Source organism: Actinomyces provencensis, from assembly GCF_900155435.1.
In the GTDB taxonomy this organism is placed as follows: domain Bacteria; phylum Actinomycetota; class Actinomycetes; order Actinomycetales; family Actinomycetaceae; genus Pauljensenia; species Pauljensenia provencensis.
Genome location: NZ_LT700212.1, coordinates 3,235,155 through 3,252,001 on the forward strand (window position 1 = coordinate 3,235,155; position 16,847 = coordinate 3,252,001).

At 71.1% G+C, this 16,847-nt stretch carries 18 protein-coding genes; 7 read left to right on the forward strand and 11 right to left on the reverse strand.

Going from position 1 to position 16,847, the window contains the following annotated elements; all coding sequences use genetic code 11:
* A complete protein-coding gene (locus BQ9890_RS13990) occupies positions 1-702 on the forward strand; it encodes a hypothetical protein (RefSeq protein ID WP_075892355.1) in 702 nt (233 codons plus the stop codon).
* 56 nt (positions 703-758) lie between these two features.
* On the opposite strand, the gene disA is transcribed toward BQ9890_RS13990, so the two are convergent.
* The 4 genes from disA to BQ9890_RS14010 are packed head-to-tail and all read right to left on the reverse strand — an operon-like array spanning position 759 to position 5,619.
* Positions 759-1,829, reverse strand: coding sequence for a DNA integrity scanning diadenylate cyclase DisA (gene disA, locus BQ9890_RS13995; protein ID WP_075892357.1), 1,071 nt, complete (start codon positions 1,827-1,829; stop codon positions 759-761).
* Between the two features lie 45 nt (positions 1,830-1,874).
* Entirely contained in the window at positions 1,875-3,251 is a 1,377-nt protein-coding gene (gene radA / locus BQ9890_RS14000; RefSeq protein WP_075892359.1) for a DNA repair protein RadA, read from the reverse strand.
* A gap of 56 nt (positions 3,252-3,307) precedes the next feature.
* Positions 3,308-3,976: a potassium channel family protein gene (locus BQ9890_RS14005; RefSeq protein ID WP_075892361.1), complete on the reverse strand. Its 669-nt coding sequence runs from the start codon at positions 3,974-3,976 to the stop codon at positions 3,308-3,310.
* A 44-nt stretch (positions 3,977-4,020) separates the two neighbouring features.
* Positions 4,021-5,619, reverse strand: coding sequence for a TrkH family potassium uptake protein (locus BQ9890_RS14010; RefSeq protein ID WP_078062493.1), 1,599 nt, complete (start codon positions 5,617-5,619; stop codon positions 4,021-4,023).
* Between the two features lie 150 nt (positions 5,620-5,769).
* On the opposite strand from BQ9890_RS14010, the gene BQ9890_RS14015 reads away from it, so the two are divergent.
* Both BQ9890_RS14015 and BQ9890_RS14020 read left to right on the forward strand, forming a co-directional pair.
* Positions 5,770-5,988 carry a helix-turn-helix domain-containing protein gene (locus BQ9890_RS14015; protein ID WP_075893295.1) on the forward strand — a complete coding sequence of 73 codons (219 nt, stop codon included), beginning with the start codon at positions 5,770-5,772 and terminating at the stop codon, positions 5,986-5,988.
* A 91-nt stretch (positions 5,989-6,079) separates the two neighbouring features.
* Positions 6,080-6,178: a 30S ribosomal protein bS22 gene (locus BQ9890_RS14020; RefSeq protein WP_003792170.1), complete on the forward strand. Its 99-nt coding sequence runs from the start codon at positions 6,080-6,082 to the stop codon at positions 6,176-6,178.
* 327 nt (positions 6,179-6,505) lie between these two features.
* Here the strand turns inward: BQ9890_RS14020 and BQ9890_RS14025 are convergent, their stop codons facing one another.
* The gene (locus tag BQ9890_RS14025) at positions 6,506-7,306 is read right to left on the reverse strand and encodes an HAD family hydrolase (RefSeq protein WP_195907691.1); all 801 of its coding nucleotides are present in this window, start codon (positions 7,304-7,306) and stop codon (positions 6,506-6,508) included.
* A 55-nt stretch (positions 7,307-7,361) separates the two neighbouring features.
* On the opposite strand from BQ9890_RS14025, the gene BQ9890_RS14030 reads away from it, so the two are divergent.
* On the forward strand, positions 7,362-8,030 hold the full coding sequence (locus tag BQ9890_RS14030) for a histidine phosphatase family protein (RefSeq protein ID WP_075892368.1): 669 nt from the start codon (positions 7,362-7,364) through the stop codon (positions 8,028-8,030).
* A 106-nt stretch (positions 8,031-8,136) separates the two neighbouring features.
* Here the strand turns inward: BQ9890_RS14030 and BQ9890_RS16735 are convergent, their stop codons facing one another.
* The 3 genes from BQ9890_RS16735 to BQ9890_RS14045 all read right to left on the reverse strand — a co-directional run bounded on the left by BQ9890_RS16735 (position 8,137) and on the right by BQ9890_RS14045 (position 11,084).
* The gene (locus BQ9890_RS16735; RefSeq protein ID WP_075892370.1) at positions 8,137-8,688 is read right to left on the reverse strand and encodes a hypothetical protein; all 552 of its coding nucleotides are present in this window, start codon (positions 8,686-8,688) and stop codon (positions 8,137-8,139) included.
* Between the two features lie 87 nt (positions 8,689-8,775).
* On the reverse strand, positions 8,776-9,666 hold the full coding sequence (locus tag BQ9890_RS14040; protein WP_075892372.1) for a 1,4-dihydroxy-2-naphthoate polyprenyltransferase: 891 nt from the start codon (positions 9,664-9,666) through the stop codon (positions 8,776-8,778).
* Positions 9,667-9,674: 8 nt separating this feature from the next.
* Positions 9,675-11,084 (reverse strand): AMP-binding protein, encoded by a 1,410-nt coding sequence (locus BQ9890_RS14045; protein WP_075892374.1) that lies wholly within the window; start codon positions 11,082-11,084, stop codon positions 9,675-9,677.
* A gap of 198 nt (positions 11,085-11,282) precedes the next feature.
* Between BQ9890_RS14045 and BQ9890_RS14050 the strand changes: the two genes are divergently transcribed.
* Complete coding sequence (locus BQ9890_RS14050) at positions 11,283-12,728, forward strand: L,D-transpeptidase family protein (protein WP_075892376.1); 1,446 nt, start codon at positions 11,283-11,285, stop codon at positions 12,726-12,728.
* A gap of 57 nt (positions 12,729-12,785) precedes the next feature.
* Here BQ9890_RS14050 and BQ9890_RS14055 read toward each other — a convergent pair whose 3' ends face one another.
* Together BQ9890_RS14055 and BQ9890_RS14060 are read right to left on the reverse strand one after the other, a co-directional pair.
* Positions 12,786-13,583 (reverse strand): hypothetical protein, encoded by a 798-nt coding sequence (locus BQ9890_RS14055; protein ID WP_075892378.1) that lies wholly within the window; start codon positions 13,581-13,583, stop codon positions 12,786-12,788.
* A 1-nt stretch (position 13,584) separates the two neighbouring features.
* On the reverse strand, positions 13,585-14,565 hold the full coding sequence (locus tag BQ9890_RS14060; RefSeq protein ID WP_075892380.1) for a 1,4-dihydroxy-2-naphthoyl-CoA synthase: 981 nt from the start codon (positions 14,563-14,565) through the stop codon (positions 13,585-13,587).
* Between the two features lie 221 nt (positions 14,566-14,786).
* Here BQ9890_RS14060 and BQ9890_RS14065 point away from each other — a divergent pair, with 221 nt between their 5' ends.
* Together BQ9890_RS14065 and argF are read left to right on the forward strand one after the other, a co-directional pair.
* The gene (locus BQ9890_RS14065; protein ID WP_075892382.1) at positions 14,787-15,260 is read left to right on the forward strand and encodes a hypothetical protein; all 474 of its coding nucleotides are present in this window, start codon (positions 14,787-14,789) and stop codon (positions 15,258-15,260) included.
* A 59-nt stretch (positions 15,261-15,319) separates the two neighbouring features.
* Positions 15,320-16,336, forward strand: coding sequence for an ornithine carbamoyltransferase (argF, locus tag BQ9890_RS14070; protein WP_075892384.1), 1,017 nt, complete (start codon positions 15,320-15,322; stop codon positions 16,334-16,336).
* A gap of 126 nt (positions 16,337-16,462) precedes the next feature.
* On the opposite strand, the gene BQ9890_RS14075 is transcribed toward argF, so the two are convergent.
* Complete coding sequence (locus BQ9890_RS14075; protein ID WP_075892386.1) at positions 16,463-16,798, reverse strand: hypothetical protein; 336 nt, start codon at positions 16,796-16,798, stop codon at positions 16,463-16,465.
* Between the last annotated feature and the right edge of the window lie 49 nt (positions 16,799-16,847).

Sequence of the window (16,847 nt, forward strand, 5' to 3'; positions counted from 1 at the left end):
GTGACACCGAAGGGATCCGGGCGGCGTGGTGGCTCCCGCACGGGAGCTCGACCCCCGGTCAACCTGTGGCCGCGTCGCATCATCACGGGACTGGCGCTCCTCGTGGTCCTGGGGCTGTTGGTGGTCGGTCTGGTCCACCTGGTGGGCGCGGTGACCTCCTCCGCGACGTCCCGGACCGGCGCTGCGCAGTCGGGCGGGACGCAGTCGGGGAGCGGACAGTCGGGTTCGGCGCACCCGGGCGGGGGAGCCTCCGACCCGACCGACCTCACCGATGACGACGGCTCCTCACCCGTGCTGATCAAGGCCTGCACCGCCCAGGACATGACGGTCGGCGTCGAGGTCCAGGGGTCTCCCACGGTCGGGTCCGGGGCCACGTTCGGGATCACGCTGCAGGGTCCCTCCGACCAGCAGTGCTCGACCTCATTCGGGCGTGTGACCATCCGTGTGCTCAGTGGTGACCAGACCCTCTACGACTCGGCCGACTGTGCTGATCGGCAGTCGGGGGAGTCCCCGCTCCTGTTCTCCCCGGGGCAGGAGTGGTCGGGGACCCTGTCCTGGGACGGACGGACCTACGACGGGTGCACCCCCGTCGACACGGACGGCGACGGGGAGGCACAGGTCGCGGGATCCGGGACGTACCGGGTGAAGGCCTTCCTCGACGGTGAGATCCTGGGGAAGGAAGTCGTCTTCGAGGTCAGGTGAGGGGCGCGGTGCGGACGAGTACCCGGTCCCGGGGTCCCCTCAGCGCAGGTGCGGAGTCACCAACCGACCATGCCCGAGGCCGCCATGGCGTGCTGGCGCTCCAGGTTCTCCTGGATGAGCTTGGCCCGGTAGGGTCCGATGCCCTCGACCGACTGGAGATCCTCGACACTGGCCTCGCGCAGTTCGGAGAGCGTCGTCCAGTTCTCGGCGATGAGCTTGATGACGTTCCACGGCAGGCGGGGGACCAGGGACAGCGCGCGGATGCCACGCGGCTGGACCACCCGGTCCAGGTCGGCGACGTCGAAGACCCCCAGTCCCAGGACATTGGCGATCGCCGAGAGGTCCACGAGCCTGTCCCCGCCCAGGTCGGAGAGGTGCGACTCGGCGGCAGCGATCGCGGAGGGGTCACGGATGTAGTCGCGCAGGACCAGGGCCCTCTCCGAGGCGGACCCGCGCACGAGGTCGTCCACCTGCAGGGCCAGCAGTCGTCCGTCGGAGCCGAGCTCCTCCAGGTAGCCGTTGATCTCGGAGGTGATGCGCCGGATCATCTCCATGCGCTGCATGACGGTGGCCACGTCCCTGATGGTGGCGGAGTCTCGCATCTCGAGGACGGTGAGGGTCTGGAGGACCTCGTCGAGGCGTTGGCTGTAGCGGTCCAGGGTGTCCACGGCGAGGTTCGCGCGCGAGAGCAGCGCCTCCGGCTCCTCGACCGTGTGGTGGAGCTCGCCGACGTAGATGGAGATCAGGCGCATCGAGGCGGACAGGGAGAGGACGGGCAGCCCGGTGTGGCGCGCGGTGCGCTGGGCGGTGCGGTGGCGCATGCCGGACTCGTCGGTGGGGATGGTCGGGTCCGGCAGCAACTGGACATTGGCCCGGCGGATGCGCCAGTTGTCGGTGTCCAGGACCACCGCGCCGTCCATCTTGCACAGTTCACGCAGGCGGGAGGCGGAGAACTCCACGTCCAGCTCGAAGCCACCCGAGCAGATGTCGAGGACCTCCTGGGAGTAGCCGAGCACCACCAGGGCTCCGGTGTGGGAGCGCTGGATGCGCTCCAGGCCCTCGCGCAGTGCGGTCCCGGGCGCGATCGCCTGGAGGGCCGAGCGCAGGGTCGCCGCATCTGAACCCATGGTGTCCGTCCGCCTTCCGACGCCGCCAGTGCTGACGACCCGATTCTACGGCAGGGCGAACTCCAGGGCCGTCGCGAGGTCGGACACGGGACGCACGTACATCCCCTCGATCTTGTGGAGGTCCTCCAGGCCCTGTTCGGGCACGAGGGCCACGGTGAACCCGAGGCGCGCAGCCTCCTGGAGGCGACGCTGCACACCCACGCAGGACCGCAGTTCCCCCGTCAGTCCCACCTCGCCGATGGCGACCAGGCCCGAGCGCGCGGGTGTCCCGCTGGTGGCGGAGACGACCGCGATCGCGCTGGCGAGATCGACGGCGGGCTCCACGGCACGCGCCCCGCCCACCGTGGAGACGTACACGTCCAGGGCCGAGGTGTCGCGTCCCAGGCGTGCCTGGAGGACCGCCAGCACCATGGCGGTGCGTGAGTGGTCCACACCGGACGTGGTGCGCCGGGGTGAGCCGCCACCCGGTGAAGCGGCGACCAGTGCCTGGACCTCGGTGGGCATGGGGCGGCGTCCTTCCAGCGAGACGGTGACGCAGGAGCCGGGCACGTCGCTGCTGGTCCGGGACAGGAACAGTCCCGAGGGATCGGGCAGACCCCGGATGCCGTTGTCCGTGAGTTCGAAGCACCCGACCTCGTCGGTGGGGCCGTACCTGTTCTTCACCGCGCGCAGCAGACGCAGGCGGGAATGACGATCGCCCTCGAACTGGCACACGACGTCGACCAGGTGCTCCAGCACGCGTGGACCCGCGATCCCGCCGTCCTTCGTGACGTGTCCGACCAGGAGGACGGGCAGGTCCCGTTCCTTGGCGACCCGGATGAGGCCGGCCGCGACGGCCCGGACCTGCGCGACACCACCCGCACCGCCCTCCACCCGGGAGGACTGGATCGTCTGGACGGAGTCGACCACCAAAAGGGAGGGTGAGGTCTCCTCGACGTGGCCGAGGATGGTCCCCAGGTCGTTGTCGTCGGCGAGCAGCAGGGACTCGTCGACGGCTCCGATGCGTTCGGCACGTCCCTTGATCTGGGCGGAGGACTCCTCGCCGGTCACGTAGAGGACGGGTCCGGGGCGATGCGACTCGCGCGCGGAACGTGCTGCGCGGGCGGCGACGTCCAGCAGGAGGGTGGACTTGCCGACACCCGGCTCCCCGGCCAGCAGCACGACGGCGCCGGGGACGATCCCACCTCCCAGGACCCGGTCGAGCTCCCCGACCCCGGTGGGTCGGGAGTGCGCCGTGCGCGAGTCCACCTCCACGATGGGGACGGCGGGCCGACGCGGCCTGGTTGCCGCGGGTACGCCGGTGGGGGAGGCGCCGAGCTCCTCCAGCGTGCCCCACGCCCGGCACTCGCGGCACTGCCCGACCCACTTGGGGGACGTCCACCCGCACTCCGTGCACCGGTACGTCGCCTTGTCCTTCGCCATGGCGCACACCGTACCCGTCGGCACGTGCAGCTGCGCGTGCCGCAGGGGCAGGCGGCTCAGGGCCTGTTCGCGAAGTGCTCCAGGAGCATGGCGTCCCCGGAGACGATGATGATGTCCTCGGGGTTGATGCGCGTGTGTGAGTCCGCGTACTCGAAGGGCTTGCCCGGACGCAGGATCCCCAGCAGGTTCACACCGTAGCGGGCACGCAGGTCCAGCTCCCCCACGGTGAAACCCTGGACCTCCTTGGGTGGGCGCAACTTCATGATGGCGAAGCCCTGCTTGTCCATCTCGATGTAGTCCAGCATCCGCCCGCCCACCAGGTGTGCGGTGCGCTGGCCGGCGTCGAACTCCGGGTAGACCACGTGGTGGGCTCCGATGCGCTTGAGGATGCGTCCGTGCTCGCGCGAGATCGCCTTGGCCCAGATCGAGGGGATCCCGATGTCCACGAGGTTCGCGGTGATGAGGACCGAGGCCTCCAGGGAGGATCCGATGCCGACCACGGCGGAGGCGAACTCGCGGGCCCCCAACTGCTCCAGCGCCTCGGCGTTGGAGGCGTCGGCCTCCACCAGGGGGATGCGCCCGGCGAACTGCTGGACGCGACGCGCATCCTTCTCCACGCCCAGGATCTCGTGTCCGAGGCGGTCGAGGGTCGCTGCCACGGCGGACCCGAAACGACCCAGTCCGATGACGAGCGTGCCCGAGGCCTGGGCCTTGTCTTCTGCCATGACGCCATTCTCCCACGCACGCGAACAGCCCCGGCGCGGGCGGCTCAGCCGATGATCGGGCGTTCCTCCGGCATACGGATGACGCGGCGACGCTCGCGCAGGGCCAGGGCGGCTGCCACCGTCATCGTGCCGGTGCGCCCGGCGTACATGAGGACCGCGAGCACGTACTTCGCGGCCGCAGGGAGTGTGGGGGTGATGCCGGTGGAGAGCCCGACGGTGGCGAAGGCGGAGATGGTCTCGAAGAGGATGACGTCCAGGCTCAGGTCGGTCAGTGTCAGCAGCAGAACCACCGAGACACACACCATCGACACGCCGATCAGTGTCACCGCCACGGCCAGGCGGACGACGTTGATGGGGATGCGTCTCCCGAAGGCCTCGAGGTCACGGTCACCGCGTGCCTCCGCCAGCACCGCCAGCATGAGGACCGCGAAGGTGGTCACCTTGATGCCGCCGGCCGTGGAGGCGGAGCCGCCGCCGATGAGCATGAGGATGTCCTGGACGAAGTGCGTCTGGGAGCGCATCTGGGACACGTCCAGGGCCGAGAGCCCCGAGGAACGGGTGTTGACGCCGGCCAGGAGGATGTTGAGGAGCTTGGAGCCGACGTCCAGGTCACCCAGCGTGTCGGGATTGGTCCACTCGGTGAGGGCCAGCAGGAGGGACCCCACGACGGCCAGCACCCCGTACGTGGACAGCGTGAGCTTGGTGTGCAGCGTCCAGCGACGGGGTGTGCGCCAGCGTTCGGCGATGTCGGTGACGACGGGGAAGCCGATCGCGCCGACCACGGTGCCCAGGGCAATGGGCCCCAGCATCCACCAGTCCCCGACGTGGGGGGTGAGGCCGCCCTCCAGGATGACGAAGCCGGCGTTGTTGAACACGGAGATCGCCATGAACAGGGCGTGCCAGGTCGCCTCGGGCACCGAGTCGCCCAGGGAGACGAAGCGGGGCAGGAAGACGAGGAAGAGGACGCCCTCGGCGATGAGCGAGGTCCCGATGACGGCGCGCAGCAGGGTTCCCACACGGCCCAGGCCACTGGACTTGGTCTCCGCGGCGGCGAGCATGCGTTGGGTGAGCCCCAGGTGGCGCGACACAGCGAGTCCGAGCACCGAGGCGAGGGTCATGACCCCCAGTCCTCCCACGGCGATGCCCAAGGCGATGACTCCCTGGCCGAAGACGGACCAGTGGGTCGCTGTGTCCACGGTGGTCAGTCCCGTCACGCAGACTGCCGAGACCGCGGTGAAGAACACGTCGACGAAGGCGACCGGATCGTCCTCGGCTGCGGCGAAGGGCAGGCTGAGCAGGGCGATGACGGCGATGATGATGATGGTGAAGACAGCGAGCGCGAGCCGTGCCGGAGAGTTGCGCGCCTGCCGGTCGACCCACTCCCGCAGTCGCTCCGAACGTGTCTTGCGCAACAGGGAGGAGGCGCGTCCCTCCACGGGGCGGACCAGCGCGGTCCCGGGGCTCGGGGCCAGTGGGTCCGCGGCATCCAGGGGGAGTGGGGGTCGACGGGGGCGGGGTTGGCGGCCGAAGAGTGCCACGTGTCTCACCTGCCTCGGTCCGGGGATTGTCGGTGCACCGTGTGGGTGCCGTGTTGTCGCGGCGGTGCTCCACGGGGATGCGCAGGGGCGCCGAACTGCACCCATGCTAGGCGTTGGGCCTCCGGATTCCCGCCAAGTGGCCCCATGGCGGAGTGGACACTTGCCGCAGGTGCACAGGGAGGCCCTATCATGGGTCGAGAGGCCCCTCAAGCGCAGGATCCGGGATCCGGCCGCCTCGTGCCCTGGGAGACGTCGATGGACCAGAAGTCCGCCCCCCGCTTCATGACAGTGGCTGAAGTGGCGGACCTCATGCGCGTGTCCAAGATGACGGTCTACCGACTCATCCACAGCGGTGAGATGCCCGCGATCAGGGTCGGGAAGAGCTTCCGGGTGCCCGAGTCCGCCGTGCGCCAGCTCATCGATGCGGGCCTGTCGGAGTGGTCCGATGAACGCGCTGGGGGAATTGGCGGCTAGGATGGGGTCGTTGTGCCCCCGCGGGCACGGACGAGTCAGACCGGCGGGCCGTCGCACCTGCCACTTCACCTGTTGACGAGGGAGGAACCCCATGGGCTCCGTGATCAAGAAGCGCCGCAAGCGCATGGCCAAGAAGAAGCACCGCAAGCTGCTGCGCAAGACGCGCCACCAGCGTCGCAACAAGAAGTGACGTCGCGGAGGGGCCCGGTCGGAAGGCCGGGCCCCTCGCCTGTCCCCGCGAAGTCCGCTCTGTTCCACCCTCGAAGTCCGCTCAGTTCGGACCCTGAGGTCCGCTCTGTTCGGACCCTGAGGTCCGCTCTGTTCGGACCCTGAGGTCCGCTCTGTTCCACCCGCGAGGTCCGCTCAGTTCGGACCCTGAGGTCCGCTCTGTTCGGGCTGCCCGGCGGCACGGGGGCCGATCCCGGGTCCCAGGGCCGACCGCGCGCGTGCTCCAGCCGGTGGCGGGAGGTGCGGGAGCCGCCCTCGTCGACGTGGGACGGGGCCCTCGGCGGTGGGCTCAGGCCCCGCCGACGAGGTGGGAGAGCCCCGAGACGACCGCAAGGGCCCCGACACCCGCCAGCGTGGCCGCGACGGTCTTGAGGGAGCGGTCGCGCAGACGGTCGGTGCGCGTGCGCGCGGCCAGTCGGTCCCAGCCCCGTCTGCGGGCGACGCGTGCCAGTCGGACATCGGCGTTGACCGCGACGGGGTGGCCGACGGCCTCCAACATCTCGACGTCGTGGAACGAGTCCGAGTACGCCCAGGACTGTGACAGGTCGATGCCCCGTTCGGCTGCGAGACGGCGCACCGCCTCCGCCTTGTGGTGGGCATGGACGACGGGTCCGTCCAGCTCCGCCAGCAGGAACCCGTCGCGGACCGCCAGGCGCGTCCCGATGCCGCCGGTGGCACCGAGGTGGGTGGCCATCACCTCCGAGACCAGCCAGGGAGTGGCCGAGGCGAGCCAGACCTCGTCCCCGCGTTCCAGGTGCCACTGGATGCGTTCCACGGTGCGCGCGTAGAGGCGGGGACGGATCGCGGGTTCCCAGACCTGCTCGATCACCTCCCCCATCTGCGCCACGGACTGCCCCGCGACACTGCGCATCGCGCGCTGCGCGACGTTGGAGACCCGGGAGACCTTCTCACCGAAGAGGGCGTAGAGGAGTGACTGGCGCACGGCGAACGCGATGGTACGGCGGTTGATGAGGCCCCGACGGAGCAGGGCAGTGGCGACGACCGAGGCCGAGGCCCCGCGCATCAGCGTCTTGTCGATGTCGAAGAAGGCGGCCACCCGCGGGGCTGTCGGCGCAGAGGGTGGGGGCATGTCCCCAAGGGTAACGGTGCGCCGCACGCCGTGGCATCCGTGGAACACTGGTGACATGGAGATCACGACCGTCCACGTCATGCGCCACGGCGAGGTGGACAATCCCCGAGGACTGCTCTACGGGCGCCTGCCCGGCTTCGGCCTCACCGAGCGCGGGCACGCCATGGCGCGCCGCGTGGCCGAGCACCTGGTGGAGGAGGGACGTGACATCACCACGGTCATCGCCTCCCCCCTGCTGCGCGCCCAGCAGAGTGCGCTCCCGACCGCCCACGCCTTCGACGTCGAGGTCGACTGCGACCCGAGGCTGGTCGAGGCGGGCAATGCCTTCGAGGGGGTGCCCGTCAACGCCGACCGCTCCGCCCTGACCCGTCCCCGGTACTGGCACCTCTACACGAACCCCCTGCGTCCCTCGTGGGGGGAGCCCTACACCGAGGTCGCAGACCGGATGTCCGCCGCCCTCTCGGGGGCCCTGCGCGCTGCGCGCGGGCACGAGGCGCTGGTCGTGTCCCACCAGATGCCGATCACGACGCTGACCCGTTTCGCCGAGTGCAGGCCCCTGCCCCACGCCCCGTGGGCCCGCACGTGTTCCCTGGCCTCGTTGACGTCCTTCATCTTCGAGGGCGCGACGCTGGTGGGCATCTCCTACCAGGAGCCGGCTGCGGAGCTCCTGCAGGGTGCGGCAGACATGACACCGGGGCGGTCGGCAGCAGAGCTGAAGCGCTGAGGCCGTCGGGCCCCACGGCCCGGAACAGCTGTCGGGAGCCCGTTCCCGCGCGCTTCACCATCGGTGTGCGCGTCGCGACCCCCGGGTGCGGTCCACCGCCCGGGCATCAGTTCCCGGTCGGGGTGCCGCTGCCCGGCTCGTCGTCCTCGTCCTGGTCGGTGTCGCCGCCCGTGGGCCCGTCGGGCTCGTCAGGCTCATCAGGTCCGTCGTCGTGGTCATCGCCGTCGGGTGTGGTGCCACCGGCGAGCGGCCCGGGCCCGTCTCCGGCGCCGCCCTCGTCCTTCGGGGAGCGGTCGCCCTCGGCAGCCCTGCGGCGGCGGATGTCGCGCTCGAGGCGGAAGAGGAACTCGGGGTCATCGTCGGGGGCCAGGGGCCCCGGGGGTGCTGCGGGGGCGCTGGGACGGGAGGGGCGCGGGAACATCGGCCTGGGCGTGGTGGACCCGGTGGTCCCGTCGGCCGTCTCGGCCCTGCCGACGGCGCGCACGACCAGCCAGACCACGGAGCCGATGGAGAAGGAGGGGATGGTCAGCAGGATGATGATCAGCCACATGATGCGCGGGATGCGCCCGGGCATCTCCTCCTCCGGGGTGCGCGCCCAGTCCGCGATGGCATAGATGGTCACTGCCAACCACGCGACGACAAGGAGGATCCTGAACACTCCTCCAGTCTAGGCGAGCCGGGTCCACACCACTTCCGGGAGGTCAGGGGTGCGGGGTCCGGCTCCGGCGCCCGTGTGGCCCGGACCTCAGGCCGTCACGACCAGGACCGCTCCGACGACGAGCGACCAGGCCAGTGTGTACAGACCTGTGTCCCTCAGTGCCGGGATGAGCGCGCGACCGGTCGCCCCGGCGACCACCCTGCGCGCCGGGACCGCGGCCCCGAGCAGCAGGACCGGCACGAAGGCGATCGCCGTACCGGTGTCCACGGTCACCAGCGCCAGACCCGCCAGGAGGACCGCCGCCAGGAGGAGCGCGACGTAGGTGGTCCGCGACCCGCGCTCGCCCAGGCGCACGGCGACGGTGCGCTTGCCGGCCTCGCGGTCGGTGGGGATGTCGCGGATGTTGTTGACCATGAGCAGACTCACGCTGAGCAGGCCGGTCCCGCTGGCCAGGCACCACAGCCACCAGGGTGCGGAGGGCACCTGGGTCACCGTGGTGCCGACGGTCGCCACCAGCCCGAAGAACACGAAGACCATGACCTCCGACACCCCCACACCGAGGTAGCCGTAGGGATGGCGACCACCGGTGTAGAACCAGGCCGCGGCCACCGCACAGGCGCCGACCGCCACGAGCACCCACTGCCCCGACAGGACGACCAGCCACAGGCCGAGCACCGTTGCCGCACCGAAGCATCCCAGGGCCGCGGCGAGCACCGTGCGGGGGGAGGCCAGACCGCCCCCGGTCAGGCGCGGGGGGCCCTCGCGGTGGTCATCGGTGCCGCGGATGCCGTCGGAGTAGTCGTTGGAGAAGTTGACCCCGATCTGCAGGAACAGTGCGACACCCAGGGCGAGCAGGGCGCGGGGCGCGGACCAGTGCCCGATGTGCACCGCAGCTGCGGTTCCGAGGATCACGGGTGCCATTGCGGCGGGCAGGGTGCGCAGGCGCGCGCCCTCCAGCCAGTCGGTGGGGGTAGCCATGGGCCCATTCAACGACGCCACTCGGCGCCGGTGCCAATCCTCTCCTCGACGGCCGCCCGCAGGGCACGGGGGTCGACCTTGCCCGTGGGGAGCATCGGCAGGGCGTCCAGTGCGACGACCACACGAGGTGCCTCCGCCCGTCCGAGGGCCTCCCCGACGTGCTCGCGGATCGCCAGTGCCAGTTCCCGCAGGCCGGGAGCAGGTGCCGGGGCGGTTGCGGGGTCGGGTGTCGCGGCTGGTCCCGCAGGGGTCGCTGCAACCGGTTCGGGGACGAGGGCGGCTCCGCTCGCGTCGGTTCCGGCGAGCACGCCCGGTTCGGGTACCACGGCGGCCGTGACGAGGGCGCCCCACTTCTCGTCCGGGAGGTCGAGGATCCACGCGTCCCTCACCCCGGGGGTGGCGAGCACGGCGCGGCGTACCGGGCCGGGAGCGACCGACAGTCCCCCCGAGACGATGACGTCGTCACTGCGTCCGAGGACCTCGACGCAGCCGGCAGGTGTCACCCGCCCGATGTCCCCGGTCAGCAGCCAGCGCGCCCCGCCCTCGTCGATGAAGGGGGAGGGGCCGTCGAGGTAGCGCGTCATGAGCATCGGGCCGGTGACGGCCAGGCGTGCCCGTCCATCGACCTCCACGGTGCGCACGGCGACACCGGGCAGGGGTCGGCCGTCGTAGACGCATCCGCCAGCCGTCTCCGTCATCCCGTACGTGGTGTGGACGCGGATCCCGAGCTCGCGGGCACGCCCGAGCAGTGCGGGGTCGGCCCCCGAGCCACCGACCAGGACGGCCGCCAGGCGGGCCAGCGCTGCGGTGACCTCGGGGCCGGCCTCGAGGCAGGCGCGCAGCTGTGTGGGCACCAGGGAGAGGTAACCCGGGACGTCGGGGTCCTGTGTGGCCCCGGCGACGGCGGCCGGCAGGCGGGTGGGGTGGAACCCGGCCGTCGTGTCCACGATCTGGGGGGAGGTGCCGGCCAAGGCCGCGCGGAAGAGGACCTGGGCACCCGCCACGTGGTGGGCCGGGAGGGCCAGGATCCAGCGGCCGGGTCCGTCGAGTGCCCGATCGGTGGAGCGCGCGGAGGCGATGAGGGCACCGACGGAGAGCCCCACCAGGTGCGGCGTGCCCGTGGAGGACCCGGAGGTCTGGAGGACCACGTCGATCCCGTCGAGGAGGTGGGGATCCGCTGCTGCCGCCGGATCCAGGCCCGGGAACGCCTGGGCGGGTGTCGTGGCCGAGCCCCTGAGGGTGGCGTGGTCCACGGTGGCCGGGTCACGCAGCACCACGACGGTGTGGGGGGCAGGATGATCGGGGTCGTCCGCCCGTTCCTCGTGCAGCTCGACGAGCTTGTGCAGGGAGGCGTAGGCCATGGCGACGGCTCCGGGGGACGTCCCGCCCGGGACGAGGAGGATCCGCGGTCCGGTCATTCTGGTGCCTCCTGGCGTCGTGGTCCGGGGTCGACAGGTTACGCCGGGAGACCCGTCGGTGGGGTGCGCAGCTGCTCACGTCCGGCTCCCCGGGGGTGGAATCCCGGTCGGATGTGGCGCAGTCGGGCGTGACCTTTTCGTGACCGACGTGGGCGATCCCATACTGCAGGGGTTGCAGGGGTTCGCATACCATGAAGTGTGGCTTCAAACCGTGTCTCCTCGAAGATTAAGTGGCTCCTGGGTGGAGTGCTTGCGTTCGTGCTGGTCCTCACCGGTGCGACGGCGGGCTATGCTGCCCACTTCGCCGAGCGTGCCCTGCCCGGCGTGTCGGTGGCGGGCACGTCGGTGACCGGCCAGACCGCGGACGAGGTCGAGGAGGCGGTGGCCCAGAGGGCCGGCGAGATCACCGTGACGGTGAACGTGGACGGCCAGCCGACCACTGCCAAGCTCTCCGACCTCGGGGTGAGCGTGGACGCCGCGGCGACCGCAGCGAAGGCGTTCGAGCCCAATGCCTCCGCCTGGTCGCGGATCAAGGCGCTGGTCGACCACCGCGATGTCGCGGTGGTGACGTCGGTGGACGAGGAGAAGCTCCAGGACTTCAGCACCGAGCTGGCCGCGAAGGCCGGTCATCCTGCTGCCGATGCCACGGTGTCCTTCTCGGCGGACGCCGCGCAGTTCGTCGTCACCGACGCGCAGGAGGGTGTCGGCGTCGACGTCTCCCAGATGACGGGTGTGGTCGCCAAGGCTGCCTCCACCCTGACGTCCCAGGCCGTGGACCTGAAGTCCGCCGAGGTCGAACCGACCGTGACCACGCAGGCGGCCCAGCAGGCAGCGGACACGGCCAATGGTCTCCTGGCTCTGGACGTCACCCTGAACAGCGGTGTGGCATCCTACCCGGCGGACACGGCCACCAAGGCAGGGTGGATCTCCGTCCCCACCGAGGATGACGGGACCCTGGGGACGCCCACGTGGGACGATGCGAAGGTGAACGCCTGGGTCGAGAAGACTGCGGTGGCCACGAACGAGGAGGCCATCCCCGGTGTCAAGAACGTGAACTCCAGGGGTGACGTGGTCGCCGTGGCGGACGCGGGGACGGCCGGGTGCACGGTGAACAACATCGCAGTCCTGCAGAAGGCCGTGGTCGCCGCCCTGACGGAGGGCCAGTCCTACACCGGGAACTTCAAGTACGACAACGTCGAGCCCACCTTCACGACCCGCGAGATCGCCGACGGCGCAGAGGACCTCGTCTACCAGGCCGCGGACGGTGAGAAGTGGATCGACATCAACCTCTCCAACTACACCGTGACCGCCTACGAGGGCGCCACCATCGTGCGTGGCCCGATCCCCATGGTCCCCGGTGAGCCAGACACCCCGACCGTCACCGGCACCTACCACGTGTACCTGAAGTACGCCTCGCAGACCATGGAGGGGCTCAACAAGGACGGGACGAAGTACAAGACGCCCGACGTCCCGTGGATCACCTACTTCACCGGTTCCTACGGCCTGCACGGAGCGCCGTGGCGGACCTCCTTCGGGTGGGGTGGCCCCGGTGGTTCGCACGGGTGTGTGAACATGCCCGTCGACGAGGCCAAGTGGATCTACGACTGGTCCGAGATCGGCACCACTGTCGTCAGCCACCACTGACGCGGCACGGCGGGGCGGGCACATGTCCGTCGTCCGCGCGGTCGGCCGCCCCGGCCCTCAGGAGGAGGGGCACACGGCCACGGAGGTGCGTGGCTCCCCGAGGCCGGAGGGTCGTGCCAGGGTGGCTGTGCTGCCCTCCCACTCCAGTGACCACTGCAGGGAGACGACGGGATCGGTGGGGCCCTCCCTGCCCGTCGACCATGCCGTGCCCATCCCCTCGGTGCGGATCCTCCCCGGAGCGAGGACGTGGAAGCGGGTGACGGTGCCCTCGTAGGCGTCCTCGACCACCCCGTAGACGCGGCACCCCGTCGGTGAGTCGGGGAGCATGTGGTGGGCGGCCAGTGGGAGTGAGAGGGACGCGACGAGGACCGCCAGGCCGACCAGGGGAAGGACGGCCAGCGTGGACAGGGTCGCAAGGGTGCGGACCGTGCGCCGCAGGATGCGCCGCACGAGGGCCGGTGTCTCCGTGAAGGGCTCGCCGAGTCGGACCAGGACGAGCACCAGACTCACGGCCCACAGGCCCACGACCGTTGCACCCACGACCAGTGCACGGTGGGCGCCGGTGACCACGTGACCCCACAGGACAAGGACGGGCGAGGGGTCACCGGAGTCCCGGACGACGGCCGACAGGGCGAGGACCAGGACGCCCGCGCTCCACGTGCCCCTGATCCACCGGTCGAGCACCCTGCGCCGACGGGTCGACCCGGGAGGCGTGCGCGCCGAGGTGGGGATCGACGCGGGGTCCCCGGGTGTCAGGGGTGGCGGCTCCTCCGGTGCTGCCACGGTGCGGGCACCGGAGCCGGACCTGACCTCCGTCCCGGCCGGGTCACCGGTCCGGTCCATGTCTGCGGCCACGTCAGAAGTAGTACGGGTGCCCGGACCAGTCGGGGGCACGGTGCTCCAGGAAGGCATCGCGCCCTTCCTGGGCCTCGGGCGTCATGTAGGCCATGCGGGTGGCCTCCCCGGCGAAGACCTGTTGTCCGGCCAAGCCGTCATCGGCCAGGTTGAAGGCGAACTTGAGCATACGGATCGCCTGGGGGGACTTCCCCGCGATGGTGCGCGCCCACTCCAGGGCCCGCTCCTCGAGCTGGGCGTGGGGCACGGCGGCGTTGACCACGCCCCAGCGCTCCGCCGTCGCCGCGTCGTAGCGACCGGCCAGGAAGAAGATCTCCCGTGCGCGCTTGTCGCCCACCTGGCGGGCCAGCAGCGCCGATCCGTAGCCGGCGTCGAAGGAGCCGACATTGGCGTCCGTCTGCATGAAGGCCGCGTGCTCCAGGGAGGCCACGGACAGGTCGCAGACGACGTTGAGGCTGTGTCCGCCACCTGCCGCCCAGCCGGGGACCGCGGCGATGACGACCTTCGGCATGGTCCGGATCAGGCGCTGGACCTCCAGGATGTGGAGGCGCCCCGCGCGGGCGGGGTCGACCTGCTCGCGGCGTGTCGCGGTGGCGGCGCCGGGGTCCGCGCCCTCGACCTCGTAGTGGTAGCCATCCGCTCCGCGCACCCGCTGGTCGCCGCCCGAACAGAAGGAGTACCCGCCGTCGCGGGCGGAGGGGCCGTTGCCGGTGAGGATGACGGCGGCGACGTCGCCACTCATCCGGGCATGGTCCAGGCAGCGGTGGAGCTCGTCCACCGTGAGGGGTCGGAAGGCGTTGCGGATGTCGGGCCGGTCGAAGGCGATGCGCACCCAGGGCAGGTCCGCGCCTTCGGGCCTGCCGTCCAGGTCCTCCCCGCGTGAGACGCCGCGATGGTAGGTGAGGTCGTGGAGGTCGAATCCCCGGACCTCACGCCAGCGCGAGGCATCGAAGGTGTCGGAGACGAAGGGCAGAGCACTCATGGGGACAGGGTACGTGCGGGGCGCGCCGTGCTCCGGGTGCGTGGTGGGCGCGTGCCCCGGAGGGGTCCGGGGCACCCACGGACCGGGTCGGGCCACGTGGGTGCATCCCGCTCCTCGTGGGTACGTCGCGCCCTCGTCGGGAGAGGGAGTCCCGGTCGGGATAGTCTGGAACGAGCGGCGGCACACCCGACGCCACCGCACCCGAGGAGCAGGCATCCCGCATGGACCAGGCGCAGGGGCGTTTCGCACGACTGCTGCCTCCCGAGGAGGGGGCGTCGCGGCGCACGATGCTGCTGTCCTTCGGACTGTGGCCCGTGGCCGTGCTGCTCACCCTGCGCGGTCAGGGACTGGGCCTCGGGAGCCTCGGTCTGCTGGCGATCCCGATGTCGGTGACGGCGTTCAAGCGGCTGCGCGACCGGTTCCCACCCGGCCCGGCCCGACGGGTCATCACCGGGTACTCCGGGCTGTACATGCTCCTGGTGGCCTGGATGATGCTGGCCCACTTCGAGTCCTTCGGCGTCATCGGGTCCGTGGTGGCGGCCGCGGCCTCCATCCACGTCCTCACACACCGGGACGAGGACGGCCACAGCACCGTCGAGTCCATGGTCGCGCGGGCCGACCTGCTGGCCGGCCCCCGGACGTCGGAGGACGACGACCCCGGGGACGCACGGATCGCGGGGTCGGGTCCCGCCTGAGGCCCCGCTCCCCCGGACGTCACCGCCCCTGCAGCCCACTGACTGCTAGCGTGACCGCCATGACCAGCGACGTCACCTCCCTGTTCCACCCCGGTCAGCACCTGCTGCGCGAACTCGACTTCACGGGCGAGGAATGGCGCGACCTGCTGGAGCTGTCCGCCCAGCTCAAGGCCGCCAAGGAGGAGCACCGCGAGGTCCAGTACATGCGCGGCCTCAACATCGCCCTCCTCTTCGCCAAGACCTCGACCCGCACGCGATGCTCCTTCGAGGTCGCCGCTGCCGACCAGGGCGCCCACACCGTCTACCTCGACCCCTCGGGGTCCCAGATGGGGCACAAGGAGTCCGTGGAGGACACCGCCCGGGTCCTGGGACGCATCTTCGACGGCATCGAGTACCGCGGGGACCTGCAGGACCACGTCGACACCCTGGCGGCACGCTCCGGCGTGCCCGTGTTCAACGGGTTGACGGACGACTGGCACCCCACCCAGATGCTCGCCGACACCCTCACCATGAGGGAGCACTCCCACGGTCGCCCGGACGGGGAGATCTCCTACGCCTACGTCGGGGACGCGCGCTTCAACATGGGCAGGTCCCTGCTGGTCAACGGGGCGATCCTGGGCATGGACGTGCGCATCGTGGCGCCCCGGGCGTTGTGGCCCGCCGAGGACGTCATCGCCGCCGCCCGCGGGCGCGCCGCGGAGTCCGGTGCCCGCATCACGGTCACCGAGGACACCTCGGCAGTGGAGGGAGCGGACTTCGTCCACACCGACATCTGGGTCTCCATGGGGGAGCCGAAGGAGGTCTGGGCCCAGCGCATCGAACTCCTGCACGACTACCGCGTGGACGAGGACCTCATGGCGCTCGCGGGCCCGGAGGCGAAGTTCATGCACTGCCTGCCCGCTTACCACGACCTCGGTACCGAGGTCGGGCGTCGCATCCACGAGCGTTTCGGCCTGGAGGGCATCGAGGTGTCCGACGAGGTCTTCGAGGGCCCGCGCTCCATCGTCTTCGACCAGGCGGCCAACCGCATGCCCACCATCAAGGCGGCCATGGTCTCGGCCCTGGGACGCGTCTGACGGGTCCGGCCCTGCCGCCGTCGCCCAGTCGTCGTCACTGTCGGGGGAATCGAGGGGTGTCGCCCCGTCGGACCGGTCCCGGCCCCGCCCTCGTCGGCGTGACGGGGACGGGGAGGTGCCCGCCGGTCAGCGCCCCCCGTGCCTGCGCCAGGAGGGGAGGAGCCAGTCGGGCAGCGCGCCCCGGCCGAAGCCGAGGAAGGTCAGCGCCAGCCCCGCCAGGGCCAGGACGGCCCCGCAGGCGGCGACCAGCCACACCAGGATGCCCTGACCCACCAGCCCGGCCAGCGCGACGACGCCGACGCCCAGCAGCAACAGGGACAGGCCCGGGAGCGTGGCGAAGGCGAAACGTTCGTCGACGATGCCTCTCGTGTGCTCCCACCACCGGGACGAGGGCGAGTCCCTGCGCAGCCACAGGCTGCCCACCCCGGCAAGGACTCCGACCACCAGTGCGACATAGACCATGGCCCCAGCCTATGTGTGGTGCGCGCTCCGACAGACGGCTGTGACCGCC